Origin of the sequence: Rhizobium sp. AN5 (genome assembly GCF_900215255.1) — a bacterium.
GTDB lineage: Bacteria > Pseudomonadota > Alphaproteobacteria > Rhizobiales > Rhizobiaceae > Agrobacterium > Agrobacterium tumefaciens.
Genome location: NZ_OCMJ01000004.1, coordinates 2,491,816 through 2,505,024, shown reverse-complemented (window position 1 = coordinate 2,505,024; position 13,209 = coordinate 2,491,816). Strand labels below are relative to the sequence as shown.

The following is a 13,209-nucleotide window of genomic DNA, read 5'->3' as shown; positions in this document are numbered from 1 at the left end:
TTACCGCCACTCGCGCACATCGACGAAATGACCGGCGATGGCTGCCGCCGCTGCCATGGCGGGGGAGACGAGGTGGGTGCGGCTCTTGTAGCCTTGGCGGCCCTCGAAGTTGCGGTTCGAGGTGGAGGCGCAACGTTCGCCGGGCTTCAGGCGGTCGTCATTCATGGCAAGGCACATGGAGCAGCCCGGTTCGCGCCATTCGAAACCGGCTTCGAGGAAAATCTTGTCCAGACCTTCCTTTTCCGCCTGTTCCTTCACGAGACCGGAGCCGGGCACGATCATGGCCGAGACGGTGGGCGCGACCTTGCGGCCGTCGACGATCTTTGCCGCTGCGCGCAAATCCTCGATACGGCCATTGGTGCAGGAGCCGATGAAGACGCGGTCGATGGCGATATCGGTGATGCGCGTACCGGGTTTCAAGCCCATGTAATCCAGCGCACGCCACTTGGAAGTACGCTTGTTTTCTTCCTCGATATCATCTGGATTGGGAACGATGCCCTCGACGGACGTCACGTCCTCAGGCGATGAGCCCCAGGAGACGATCGGCGGCAGGTTGGCGGCGTCCAGCACCACGATCTTGTCGTAATGGGCGCCTTCATCGGATTTCAGCGTTTTCCAGTAGCCGATGGCCTGTTCCAACGTCTCGCCCTTTGGCGCGCGCGGCTTATCTTTGATGTAGTCGAAGGTGGTCTCATCAGGCGCGATCAGACCTGCACGGGCGCCACCCTCGATGGTCATGTTGCAAACCGTCATGCGGCCTTCCATGGAGAGCGAGCGGATTGCCTCACCGGCAAATTCAATCACATGGCCGGTGCCGCCCGCTGTGCCGATCTCACCGATAATGGCGAGGATGATGTCCTTGGCGGTGACGCCTTCCGGAACCTTGCCATCGACACGCACCAGCATGTTCTTGGCCTTTTTCTGGATCAGCGTCTGGGTCGCCAGCACATGCTCCACTTCCGACGTACCGATGCCGTGCGCCAGCGCGCCGAAAGCACCATGGGTGGAGGTGTGGCTGTCGCCGCAAACAATCGTCATGCCCGGCAGGGTAAAGCCCTGTTCCGGGCCAACGATGTGGACGATGCCCTGGCGCTTGTCGCGCTCGGAATAATATTCGACACCGAAATCCTTGGCGTTCTGCGCAAGCGCTTCCACCTGGATACGGCTTTCCTCGTTCTTGATGCCTTCCAGTCGGTCGGCTGTGGTTGGCACGTTATGATCGACGACGGCAAGCGTGCGGGTGGGCGAATGGACCGGACGGCCGGCGATGCGCAGGCCTTCAAAGGCCTGCGGGCTCGTCACCTCATGGACCAGGTGACGGTCGATATAGAGAAGACAGGTTCCGTCCGGGTCACGATTGACGACGTGGTCGTCCCAGATCTTGTCGTATAAGGTGCGGGGTGCGCTCATGGCTCTATGCCTTGTCATGGAAAGGTAAAATCAGGGTTCAGTAAGGCGGTGGACAGCGGGTGCTGTCAGGCGAGCCTAAGTCGGCTATTGAGCGCCCCGGAAATGCGCGCAAAAAACCGTGCCGGCAGACGCTTGTGGTCCTGCAGCACATAAACATTCTGCGCGAGACATCCGAATTTAGATCCCATGGCGGTCTTCATAGCAGATTGCCGGTTTGGCGGCAATATGAATGCACGCAGACCGTAAAACGGTGCCCGGCGGCTTTGATGTGCGCCGCATCATGCAATCAGGGCCCGTTTCGCAGCCCTTTCGGTATTGGTTATGATGCAATGCAACTTGCGTATTTTGCGTCGCACATATAGATGGGTCCCCTTATCATTTGCATTTCGACGAGCAATCGAAGGGAGGGAAAAGCACATGGTATCGGAAAAATCCCTAATCTCGAAGATCACCTGGCGGCTGATGCCGTTTCTTGGCCTTCTCTATCTCATCGCCTATATCGACCGGCAGAATGTCAGCTATGCCAAGCTGCAGATGGTCGATGCGCTGAGCCTCAGCGAATATGCCTATGGACTTGGCGCTTCGCTGTTCTTCATCGGCTATTTCCTCTTTGAGGTTCCGAGCAATCTGTTTCTCAACCGTTTCGGCGCCAGCAAATGGTTCGCCCGCATTCTGGTGTCCTGGGGTGCCGTCACCATCGCGCTTGCCTACACGCAGAATGCGACGATGTTCTACATCCTGCGCTTCCTGCTCGGGCTTTGCGAGGCCGGTTTCTTCCCGGGCGTGCTGTTCCTGATGACGCTGTGGTTCCCGCGCGATTATCGCGGCCGCATGATCGGCCTGTTCATGATCTTCAGTGCGCTTGCCAATGCCATCGGCGCACCGCTTGGCGGCATGCTGCTCGATCTCGATGGTTTCCTCGGTTATGCCGGCTGGGAATGGGTGTTCCTGGCGACGGGTATTCCCGCCGTGATCGCCGGTATCGTTACCTTCTTCTATCTGGACGATACGCCGGAAAAGGCGAAGTTCCTGACGCAGGCCGAGAAGGACTGGTTGAAGAACCGCCTGGCCGAAGAAAACAAGGGCATGGAAGAGCATGCGGAGGACGGCTTCAAGGCGCTGATCAATCCGCGCGTGCTGTTCATGGCGCTTTGCTATGTCGGCTTTCCGCTGGCGGCCTATGGTCTCAGCTACTGGCTGCCGACGATCGTAAAGAGCTTCGGCGTTTCCAACACCGCCAACGGCTTCATCAACATCATCCCCTGGGTGATCGTGGCCGTCGCTCTCTTCGTCGTGCCCCTGGCGGCTGACAAGGCAAAAAACAAAACGCCTTATATCGTCGGCCCTGCCTTCGTCGGCGCGTTTTGCCTGCTGATGTCGGCGCTGCTCAGCGATCCGGTATTGCAGTTCGCCTTCCTTTGCATCGCCGCTGCGGGCATTTTTGCCGGCCAGCCGGTGTTCTGGAGCCTGCCCGGCCGCTTCCTCAAGGGAGCTGGTGCCGCTGCCGGCATCGCCGCCATCAATTCCGTCGGCAATCTCGGTGGTTTCGTGGCGCAGAATGTGGTGCCGTGGATCAAGGACCAGACCGGCAGCACGATTGCGCCGATGTTCTTCCTTGCCTTCTGCCTTGCGCTGGCAGGTGTGCTCGTCATCATCGCGGCGCGAAAAATGGGCAACCAGGCCGAGGCCGCCTGATTTTGCAAGATTGCGACAGCCGGCATAATTTCCGAACCGCCGCATATGTAAAAAATCATGGCCCGGATATGTCCGGGCCATGATCCATTTAAACGGTAACCGATGAAATTCTCTTCGAGAGAAATTACGCCGTGAACCAATCGCTGCCGGTCAGGTGAACGCCGGAGAGAATGATCTTCTCACCCTTGTGCTCGCCAGTAACGTTGTAGCTGAGGACGGTATCGTTATCATAGGTCGAAACCGCCCAGTTATCGATCACTGTACCGACCAGCTTGAGCTTGTCCATGGAGGCGTTGAAGCCTTCGATGGTATCTGTGGCAAAGCTCTTCGCCATGTCACCCAGATTGAAGACGAAGGTATCGGCGCCACCGCTTGCGATGATGTGGTCGATGCCCTTGCCACCGGTGACCAGCGACGAAGCGAGCTTTACACCGCTCAGGTCGATAAAGTCGTTACCCGCACCGGCATCGATCTTGACGGAGGTGTAGCTGCCGTCGGTGATACCAGCACCACCATTCACAGCGCCGGTATTGGCGGCAAGACCGCCCGTGCCCGCAGCCGACGTGTCATTGAAGGCAGCGCCGGCCTTGACGGTGATCGTGTCGTTGCCTGCCCCGGTGTCTATGTTGAAATTGTTGACCCAGGTCTTTTCGTTCGAAACGACAGATACGGTAACCGTGTCGTTGCCTGCGCCGGTCGTGATGTTACCGCGCTTGGCATTGAGAACTTCAACGGTGGACGAACCGGTGCCGCCGAGGTGAACGTCTACCTGTACGAAATCCTTGAACTTAAGGTTTTCAGAGGTGTCAGACTGGGCGAGAGCGTTCTTCACCGAATTCCATGCCGAGGATACGTCAAATGTGAAGCCGTTTGCGTTGGGGTCGTAGCCGACATCGACAGTGCCACCAGCACCGGTACCGGCAACCGCCACAGCGCCAACGCTGACAGCGCCTGAATCGAGCGTAGAGCCGTTTTTGACCTGTGCTGTCGATTCCGTGAGGAGCTTATATGCTTCCTGATCGATCAGGCTGGTGAGCGACGAAACCGATGCCGCACCGCCATTACCAAAAGTTACTTTTAACGCCATTTTACTCTCCTATAAATTTTTGAGAATTCGATGTATCGAAATTAAATTTAATAAATATTGCGGGTGATAATTAGTACATTATAAATGGCAAGACAATATGAGAAATTGTTTTTTTTGGAAAAATTCTCGCCTTTGGTGTATTTGCGAATCGTTTCTAAGAAAACATGTAATGAAAGTCTTTTATTCCTGCAGGAACGTCTTTCTAAGCCTGTCCTGGAACGGTTTGACAAAATAGGAAAGAACGCTTCTTTCGCTTGTCTGTATGAAGACTTCGGCCGGCATGCCCGGATACAACCGTCCGCCTGGTATATGGTCCATTCCAGTTTTGCTCGGTTTGATGCGCAGTGCGTAATATGACGCCCCGCTTCGGGAATCTGTCTGCAAGTCCGGGGCGACGACTGCGACTTCAGCGCTTACATCCGGCGTCGTGCTCTGATTGAAAGCCGTGAAGCGAATGGTCACTGGCTGCCCGACATAGATCTGATCTATGTCGTTTGGAAGAACATTGGCGTCGATTGCAAGATCTTCCTTTGCCGGCACCACCAGCATAAGCACTTCGCCCGGCTGGATGACGCCGTTTATGTTGTGTACCGACAGCTGGTAGATACGCCCCGCAATCGGCGAGCGAATATCGAGGCGGTCGAGCTGGTCGCGTGTTGCCGCAAGCCGTTCCTCGTATTCCGCAACGGTGGCTTCGATTGACGTCAGATCTTTTGTGACCTCGGACTTGCGGTCCTCGTCAAGCTGAAGCGACTGCAAGTCCATTTCGCTCAGCTTGCCTACCGTCTGCGCACGCGCGGCCATATACTGGCCCTGCTGACCTTCGAGATTGGAAAGCTGCCGCTTGAGAAGGTTGAGGCGCTGAAGCGTTACCAGCCCCTTGGCATATAACTCCTGTGTCTTTGAGACGTCTTCCCTTACGATCGCAAGTTCATTGTTGGTTGCCTCAATCTGCACGTCCATGCCCCGCGCTTCATCGGCTAGCTGATCCTTGCGCGTTACCAATTGCTTCTTCATGCCGATCAGTGCACTGCGACGGCTGTTGAAAAGGTTCTGCTCACTGTCGATGAACGTTTTGGCAGCTTTCGAATTGGTCAAGACGGCCAGATCTTCCGGCGTTGTGAAAGAGGTGGCGTCGGAGATTTCGGCACGCAGACGCGCACGGCGTGCATAAAGCTGCGCGAGCGTATTTTCGACAATGGACAGGTTTGCCTGAACGATCGTGCCGCTCAGCTGCAGCAAAACCTGACCGGCCTTCACCGTGTCACCTTCCGCAACATTGATCTGGCTGACGATACCGCCGGAAAGGTGCTGAATTTTCTTGGAGTTGCCTTCTACAACGACCCGGCCCGTGGCGACGACCGCCCCCGAAAGCTTCGCGAGAGCCGCCCAGCCACCCAGGCCGAAAAGAAGGCCAGCAGCAAGAACGACTACGGCGGTTGAGTGTTTGACGATAGATGTTTTCGTCACGCCGGTTTTTCCTCCCTCAACCATTTTCACCCACCCGGCTTTCCAGCTTACGTACTTCTTCTTCTGTTTCCGGCACCTGGCGAATATTTTGACGCAGGATTTGCGCAAGCACCTCTTCCTTGGTGCCGAAGCGAAGCATGCGGCCGTTGGTCATCACCATCACGAGATTGACGCTTTCGATGGCGCTCGGACGATGGGCAATGACGACCACGATGCCGCCCCGCGCCCTTATGTCGCCAATGGCGTTGCGCAAGGCTGCCTCGCCTTCGCTGTCCAGATTGGAGTTCGGCTCATCGAGGATGACAAAGAACGGCTCCCCGAAAAGCGCCCGAGCAAGGCCGATGCGCTGTTTTTGCCCGCCTGACAACGCCTCTCCACGGTCGCCGATATAGGTGTCGTAACCGTTGGGCAGGTTCAGGATGAGATCATGAACCTGAGCGGCCTTGGCTGCCGAAACGATGGCTTCCGCCGTTGCGTCACGGTCGAAGCGCGCGATATTTTGCGCGACCGTGCCTGGCATCAGCTCCACCTGCTGGGGCATGTACCCGATGGATTTACCGAGAACCTCGAAATCCCACTGGTTCAGTGCGGCCCCGTCGAAGCGCACGGAGCCGCGCTCATAGGACCAGATACCGGTTATCAAACGTGCCAGCGTGGATTTACCGGAAGCGCTCGGCCCAATGATGCCAAGGCCATCGCCCGCGTTCAACGTGAAGGAAATATCGGCCACGGTATCACGCGCACCATTGGGCGGACCGCCGGTCACGCGATCGATGGCAACCGTATATTTCGGTGGCGGCAGGGAAAGCGGCTGTGCGGGTTCCGGTACGAGTTCGAGAAACTCGTTGATGCGTTTCCAGCCCTGTCGCGCAGTCATGAAGCTGCGCCAGTTTGCAATTGCATGTTCGACAGGGCCTAGCGCCTTGGCCGAGAGGATGGAGCCTGCGATGATGCTACCCGCTGACGCATGCCCCCCGATAACCAGCAGGGCGCCGATTGCCATCACACCCGACTGTAACAAAAGACGGAATGTTCGGGAAATCGCGGCGAGCATACCCGCCGTGTCCGACGTCGAGAGTGTGACGGCGCGATACTTGGAGTGCAGATCGTCCCACATCGATGTCACCGCATTCATCATGCCCATGGTTCTTATGGACTCGATGTTGCGCTGGCTGCTGCCGACGAGTGCATTTCTCTGTCCGCGCACGGTGTAGGCCTGTTTGGTCGCCCTTTCGGTCAGCCAGTTGGTTATGAGCGTCAACACGACAAGGACCAGGGCGCCGCCAAGCACGGCAAAACCGATCCAGGGATGCAAGGCAAAACAGATCAGCAGATAGATGGGCAGCCAGGGAATATCAAAGAAAGCTGCTGGTCCCGGCCCGGACAGGAATTGACGTATCTGATCGAGATCGCCGACGATCTGCAGCCCATCTACCTTGCCGTAGGCGGCAAGTGGTGCGCTGATCGATGCCCTGAAGAGCTTCTGATTGAGCGCGTCGTCCATATTGTCCGAGATGCGCGCCAATATCCGACCGCGCAGAGCATCGAACCCCACGAGAAAGGCATAGAGAATAACCAGCAGAACAACGAGAGCGACAAGAGAAGGAATACTCTTGCTCGGCAGAATCCGGTCATAAACCTCCAGCATGAAAAGGGAGCCGGAAAGGTTGAGAATATTCATGAGTGCGCTGGCAAGGCCGACAGCGAAGAAAGCGCGCTTATTTTTTGTTAAAAAAGAATTAAAAAAAAACATATCAACACCTAAAACTGCGCGAAAATTGCACAATAAGTGAAACTAGGCAATGCTATTAGAGAATGTTCTAAATAAATTAGGCAAAGAGATAAGTAGCAATACGACTTTGATCTTGATCTGTCGATGCGGAGATGGGATCGAAGGCTGGACGTGACGCTATGTCGCCCACCAGATTGTTATGACGCATCGATGCAACAAAAAAGGCGGTCCAAAGACCGCCTTCTCCGTAAATCCATCAAAATGGAAATCTTATTCCGCTGCGGTTTCAGCAGCCTTTGCTGCTTCTTCCGCTGCCTTGGCTTCTGCGGCTTCAGCTGCTGCCTTTTCGGCGGCGAGAGCCTGTGCTGCTGCTACCTTTTCAGCTTCCAGACGTGCCTTTTCTTCGGCGATCGCCTGGCGCTCGGATTCGTTCAGCTTGCGGGCGCGCGTACCGGTGTTTTCAACGATACGGGCAGCCTTGCCGCGACGATCGCGCAGGTAGTAGAGCTTCGCGCGGCGAACCTTACCACGGCGAACGATTTCAACGCCTTCGACCAGCGGGGAGTAGATCGGGAATACGCGCTCGACGCCTTCGCCGTAGGAGATCTTGCGAACAGTGAAGCTCTCGGAAAGGCCGCCGCCGGAACGGGCGATGCAAACGCCTTCGTAAGCCTGAACGCGGGTACGGTTACCTTCGGTAACGCGCACGTTGACGCGCAGCGTGTCGCCCGGAGAAAACTCAGGCAGGGTGCGCTTTGCTTCGATCTTGGCAGCCTGTTCGGCTTCCAGCTGCTGAATGATATTGGTCATGTTAACCTCTGATTTCTTCTGAAACAGCCAGAGCGCTCAACGTTTCGTCTGTCGGTCAATGCCTTCAGACCATGCCGTGCGGCAGGAGCGGGTTCGCCATTCTTTGCTTGCGGTTAAAGGGGAAAACCCCAATTCCACGCGGGCACATACACGAGGTAGCGCCATTTGTCATCCCTTCATGACAATATTTTATCAATTGTGGGCGACGTGCGGGCTGTTGCGAAGGTGTCTTTCCCCGGTTATGGCATGAAAACCTTGGGAGGGGCCATGTCCGTACTTATTATCATGATGCTGTTTGCGACCGGCTTTCTATCTGGCGTGGTCAATGCGATCGCCGGTGGCGGCACTTTTTTGACCTTCGGGGCGATGACGCTTGCCGGCCTGCCGCCGATTGTCGCCAATGCCACGTCGGCGATCGTGCAGTTTCCCGGTTACATCACCTCCGTGATCGCCTACGGGCCTGAAATCCGCGCCCACTGGCGCGAGGCGATACTCCTGTCGGCCGTCTCCATCGTCGGCGGGCTGGCGGGGTCACTTCTGCTGCTGTCGCTCGACAACCCCTCCTTCCGCCAGCTTGTGCCATGGTTGCTTCTGGCCGCAACCTTTGTTTTTGCAGCCGGCCCGTGGCTGCGGCCGAAGGCCAGTGCCGAGCGTTCACCCGGTAATGTGCCGAGCCTCTTCTTTCAGGGGCTCGCCTCCATCTATGGTGGTTTTTTCGGGGCGGGTATGGGCATCATGATGCTGGCCATCCTCGGAATGACCTCGGGTGGCAGCTATCATCATCTGAATGCCCTGAAGAACCTGCTCTCGGTGGTGATCGCGATCATCGCCATTACGATCTTCGTCAGCGGCGGCGTCGTTTCCTGGTGGGCCGCCCTCATCATGTTCCCGGCGGCCGCGCTTGGCGGATATGTGGGGGTGCACACGGCAAGGCGGGTGCCGCAATGGATCATCCGTTGGCTGGTCATTGCAGTCGGGCTGGTGCTGACGGCCTATTATTTCGTCTCGGTTTGAACCTTGGCCTTTTCCAGCAGGTCCGGCCGTCTTTGCTTCGTCAACGCCAGCGCCTGCTCGTGCCGCCATTTGTCGATGACGGCGTGATTGCCAGAGGTGAGAACGGCTGGGATGTCGCGGCCTTCCCAGACCTGCGGACGGGTGTAATGCGGATGCTCCAGAAGCCCACCCTCGAAGCTTTCATGCACGCCTGAGAGATCGTTGCCCATGACGCCCGGCAGAATGCGGACAATGGCGTCCAGAAGCGTCAGGGCGGCCGGCTCGCCGCCGGAGAGAATGTAATCGCCGATCGACACTTCCTCCAACCCGCGCGCCTCTATGACCCGCTGGTCGACGCCTTCGAAGCGGCCACACACGATGATCGCGCCGTCGCCTGCCGCCAGTTCGCGCACTCGGTCCTGCGACAATGGCTTGCCGCGCGGGCTCATCAGCAGACGCGGCCGCGTATCTCCATCTGAAACATGGTCGATGGCTGCGGCCAGAATGTCGGGTTTCAGCACCATGCCGGCGCCGCCGCCTGCCGGGGTGTCGTCCACGCTTCTGTGCCTGTCGGTGGCGAATTCACGGATCTGCACGGCCTCAAGCGACCATTGCTCGCGCTCCAGCGCCTTGCCCGCCAGCGAATATCCGAGATGCCCCGGAAACATTTCCGGGTAAAGCGTCAGAACGGTAGCCTTGAACGTCATGGCCTTATTTCTTGCCGAAAGGCGATGCGCCGGTTTCGTCTTTGTCGTCCGGATTGTCGATCAGGCCAGCGGCCATGGGATCGATGAGAATGCGTCTCGCCTCCAGATCGATTTCAAGCACGGCTGCTTCCGAAAAGGGGATGAGGGCGGGACGGCGGCCCGCACCTTTCAGCTCCAGGAGGTCGCCTGCGCCGAAATTGTAAACGGCGCTGACGGCGCCGTAGCTTTTGCCTTCGGCATCGACGGCTTCCAGCCCTTCGAGGTCGGCATAATAAAATTCGTCGTCGTCCAGCTCGTCATCCGGCAGATTGTCGCGTTCTATGAACAGTTCGAGCCCGTTCAAGCTTTCCGCCGCATTGCGGTCGTTGATACCCCTGAAGCGGACGACAACCACATTCTTGCCCTCGCGCACTTCCAGAATTTCGAAGACGCGGCCATCGGCGCTGACCAGATTGCCGTAATCGCCGAGCGCCATCGGTTCGTCCGTATAGGTGCTGACGCGGACTTCGCCGCGCAATCCCTGTGCGCCGCCGATCTTTGCCATGAGTATCGGGTTTTCCAGCTTTGCCATCGGGCCGTCCGTCTTCTGGTGTTGGTTGCGTCTGGTTTACAGCATCAGCGTGAAAATCGGAATCGATTTTCACAGGGCACGATGCGCAGATCCAACGCGTTAGAGCATAGTTCTGACGCTCTAAAGTTTGTTGATACCAAAATAAACAAAAAACGGGCGGCATGGAAAACCACGCCACCCGTTCTCTAAAATTCTATTGCAGATTATTCTGCAGCAGAAGCTTCTGCTGCGGCAGCAGCTGCGTCTTCAGCCTTCTGCTTCTTTTCTGCAACGCGTTCCAGAGCGCGCTTGCCCGGCAGTGCCTTTTCCGGGTTGCTGCGAGCAGCGCGATCGGCAAGGCCTGCCTCTGCGAGGAAGCGCAGAACGCGGTCGGTCGGCTGTGCGCCCTTGGCGATCCATTCCTTGATGAGGTCAGCCTTCAGCTCGATGCGCTGCGGGTTGTCCTTGGCGAGCATCGGGTTCCAGGAACCGACCTTCTCGAGGAAACGGCCGTCGCGGGGCGAACGGGCGTCAGCAACGACGATCTGGTAGTACGGGCGCTTCTTGGAACCACCGCGTGCGAGACGAATTTTAAGTGCCATGTTATTTACTCCTTGAGATAGCTTGTCCGCCGGTCAGGCGGTCTTTTCATTACCGCCATGTTCGGCGGCTATTGCTTCATGATGCCGGATGACTTCCTTGATGACGAAGTTTAGAAACTTCTCGGCGAAATCCGGATCCAGATTGGCATCCTTTGCCAGACGGCGAAGGCGTTCGATCTGGTATTCCTCGCGCGCCGGGTCCGCCGGCGGCAAATTGTATTTTGCCTTCAGCACGCCCACCGCCTTGGTACAGCGGAAACGTTCGGCAAGAATGTGAACCAGTGCGGCATCGATATTGTCGATCGACTGGCGGTATTCGGAAAGCTGGGCTTTCACTTCTGCGTTGTTCACTGGCGTCGCCCTCACTTCTTTTTCGGGAAGCCGGGCAGGCCCGGCATGCCGCCAAGACCCGGCAGCTTTGTCCCGCCCAGACCGGGTAGCCCGCCGGGCAGACCACCAAGACCGGGCATTGCGCCCGGCTTGCCAAGACCGGAAGCTTCAGCCTGTTTTTGAAGCGCTTCGAGCTGCTTCGGGTCGATGTTCGACAGATCAGGCATGCCGCCGCCCATCATGCCACCAAGCCCCATCTTGCCCGCAAGGCCGCCCATCATCTGCTTCATGATGCCGCCCTTGCCCTTGCCGCCCATGGCTTTCATCATGTCGGCCATGCCACGGTGCATCTTCAAGAGCTTGTTGATTTCGGCGGCATCGGTGCCGGAACCGGCGGCGATGCGCTTTTTGCGGCTGTGCTTGAGGATATCGGGATTGGCGCGTTCGGCCTTGGTCATCGATGAGATGATGGCGATCTGGCGGTCGAACATCTTGTCGTTGAGGCCTGCGGAAGCCATCTTGTCCTTCATGCCGGCCATGCCAGGCATCAGCCCCATGATACCGCCCATGCCCCCCATCTTCTTCATCTGGGCAAGCTGGTCGGAGAGATCGTTGAGGTCGAACTTGCCCTTGGCCATCTTTTCGGCCATGGCGCGGGCTTTTTCGGCATCGATATTCTCGGCGGCCTTCTCGACCAGCGAGACAATGTCGCCCATGCCGAGAATACGGTCGGCGATACGGCGCGGATGGAACTCGTCGAGTTCGTTCATGCGCTCGCCGATACCGATCAGCTTGATCGGCTTGCCGGTGACGGCGCGCATGGAGAGGGCCGCACCACCGCGCCCGTCGCCATCCATACGGGTGAGCACGAGGCCGGTGATGCCGACGCGTTCATCGAAGTTGCGCGCGAGGTTGACCGCGTCCTGACCGGTCAGCGAATCCGCGACCAGCAGAATTTCGTGCGGGTTGGACTTCTTCTTGATGTCGGCCATTTCCAGCATCAAGGGTTCGTCGATGTGCGTGCGGCCGGCGGTATCGAGAATGACGACGTCATGGCCGCCGAGCTTGGCGGCCTGCACGGCGCGTGCGGCGATATCTGTCGGAGACTGGCCGGCGATGACCGGCAGCGTATCGACGCCGGTCTGCACGCCCAGCTGGCGAAGCTGTTCCTGTGCGGCCGGACGGCGCGTGTCGAGAGATGCCATCAGCACCTTCTTCTTGTCGCGGTCGGTCAGGCGCTTGGCAATCTTGCCTGTTGTCGTGGTCTTGCCCGAACCCTGCAGACCCACCATCATGATGACGACGGGGGCGGCCGCATGCAGGTCGATCGAGACACCTTCGGTGCCGAGCATTTCGACAAGTTCGTCATGCACGATCTTGACGACCATCTGGCCGGGTTTGATGGATTTCAGAACGGCTGCGCCGACTGCCTTTTCACGCACCTTGTCGGTGAAGGAACGCACGACTTCCAGCGCAACGTCCGCTTCCAGAAGCGCACGGCGAACCTCGCGCAGGGCGGCGGCAACATCGGCTTCCGTCAGCGCGCCACGGCCGGTCAGTCCATTCAGAATGGAACCAAGGCGGTCCTGGAGGTTTTCAAACATCGTTTCTTCCTTCTTCGTTCCGGGGTCTCCGAAACGTCGGTGCTTTCGCTGCCAAAAACAAGACGCAAAGCCAAAAAGCACCCGAGGGCGCATCGCGCTGTCGGGTGTTGACCTCCGGGATCTCTTTATACCTTTGCGGGTCCCGGTCGGCGGCTTGGAGTCGTGAAACTGCCAGCTGATTGGCCGCGATAAACAGGAAAGTGCCGTGAAAGTCAAGGG

Annotated in this window: 12 protein-coding genes; 2 read left to right on the top strand and 10 right to left on the bottom strand. The window is 57.8% G+C overall.

Features of this window, described 5'->3' with window-relative positions; all coding sequences use genetic code 11:
- Positions 1 to 1,410: a 3-isopropylmalate dehydratase large subunit gene (leuC, locus tag CRP02_RS24925; protein ID WP_097172574.1), complete on the bottom strand. Its 1,410-nt coding sequence runs from the start codon at positions 1,408 to 1,410 to the stop codon at positions 1 to 3.
- A gap of 417 nt (positions 1,411 to 1,827) precedes the next feature.
- On the opposite strand from leuC, the gene CRP02_RS24915 reads away from it, so the two are divergent.
- Positions 1,828 to 3,105 (top strand): MFS transporter, encoded by a 1,278-nt coding sequence (locus CRP02_RS24915; RefSeq protein WP_003516599.1) that lies wholly within the window; start codon positions 1,828 to 1,830, stop codon positions 3,103 to 3,105.
- Positions 3,106 to 3,229: 124 nt separating this feature from the next.
- On the opposite strand, the gene CRP02_RS24910 is transcribed toward CRP02_RS24915, so the two are convergent.
- From CRP02_RS24910 to rplS, 4 genes are all read right to left on the bottom strand, one after another.
- Entirely contained in the window at positions 3,230 to 4,192 is a 963-nt protein-coding gene (locus CRP02_RS24910; protein WP_097172573.1) for a rhizobiocin, read from the bottom strand.
- 180 nt (positions 4,193 to 4,372) lie between these two features.
- A complete protein-coding gene (locus CRP02_RS24905; RefSeq protein WP_097172572.1) occupies positions 4,373 to 5,686 on the bottom strand; it encodes an HlyD family type I secretion periplasmic adaptor subunit in 1,314 nt (437 codons plus the stop codon).
- Positions 5,679 to 7,415: a type I secretion system permease/ATPase gene (locus tag CRP02_RS24900; RefSeq protein ID WP_097172571.1), complete on the bottom strand. Its 1,737-nt coding sequence runs from the start codon at positions 7,413 to 7,415 to the stop codon at positions 5,679 to 5,681. The genes CRP02_RS24905 and CRP02_RS24900 overlap by 8 nt, the downstream gene beginning before the upstream one ends.
- Before the next feature lie 249 nt (positions 7,416 to 7,664).
- Positions 7,665 to 8,204 (bottom strand): 50S ribosomal protein L19, encoded by a 540-nt coding sequence (gene rplS, locus CRP02_RS24895; RefSeq protein ID WP_097100964.1) that lies wholly within the window; start codon positions 8,202 to 8,204, stop codon positions 7,665 to 7,667.
- A 267-nt stretch (positions 8,205 to 8,471) separates the two neighbouring features.
- Between rplS and CRP02_RS24890 the strand changes: the two genes are divergently transcribed.
- Complete coding sequence (locus CRP02_RS24890) at positions 8,472 to 9,218, top strand: sulfite exporter TauE/SafE family protein (RefSeq protein WP_097172570.1); 747 nt, start codon at positions 8,472 to 8,474, stop codon at positions 9,216 to 9,218.
- On the opposite strand, the gene trmD is transcribed toward CRP02_RS24890, so the two are convergent.
- From trmD to ffh, 5 genes are all read right to left on the bottom strand, one after another.
- Complete coding sequence (gene trmD, locus CRP02_RS24885; protein WP_097100962.1) at positions 9,200 to 9,904, bottom strand: tRNA (guanosine(37)-N1)-methyltransferase TrmD; 705 nt, start codon at positions 9,902 to 9,904, stop codon at positions 9,200 to 9,202. The genes CRP02_RS24890 and trmD overlap by 19 nt on opposite strands.
- 4 nt (positions 9,905 to 9,908) lie before the next feature.
- The gene (rimM, locus tag CRP02_RS24880) at positions 9,909 to 10,475 is read right to left on the bottom strand and encodes a ribosome maturation factor RimM (RefSeq protein WP_097172569.1); all 567 of its coding nucleotides are present in this window, start codon (positions 10,473 to 10,475) and stop codon (positions 9,909 to 9,911) included.
- A 203-nt stretch (positions 10,476 to 10,678) separates the two neighbouring features.
- On the bottom strand, positions 10,679 to 11,056 hold the full coding sequence (gene rpsP, locus CRP02_RS24875) for a 30S ribosomal protein S16 (protein WP_003516612.1): 378 nt from the start codon (positions 11,054 to 11,056) through the stop codon (positions 10,679 to 10,681).
- A gap of 33 nt (positions 11,057 to 11,089) precedes the next feature.
- On the bottom strand, positions 11,090 to 11,407 hold the full coding sequence (locus CRP02_RS24870) for a chorismate mutase (RefSeq protein WP_013636924.1): 318 nt from the start codon (positions 11,405 to 11,407) through the stop codon (positions 11,090 to 11,092).
- An 11-nt stretch (positions 11,408 to 11,418) separates the two neighbouring features.
- The gene (ffh, locus tag CRP02_RS24865; RefSeq protein WP_045020209.1) at positions 11,419 to 12,990 is read right to left on the bottom strand and encodes a signal recognition particle protein; all 1,572 of its coding nucleotides are present in this window, start codon (positions 12,988 to 12,990) and stop codon (positions 11,419 to 11,421) included.
- Positions 12,991 to 13,209 lie beyond the last annotated feature (219 nt).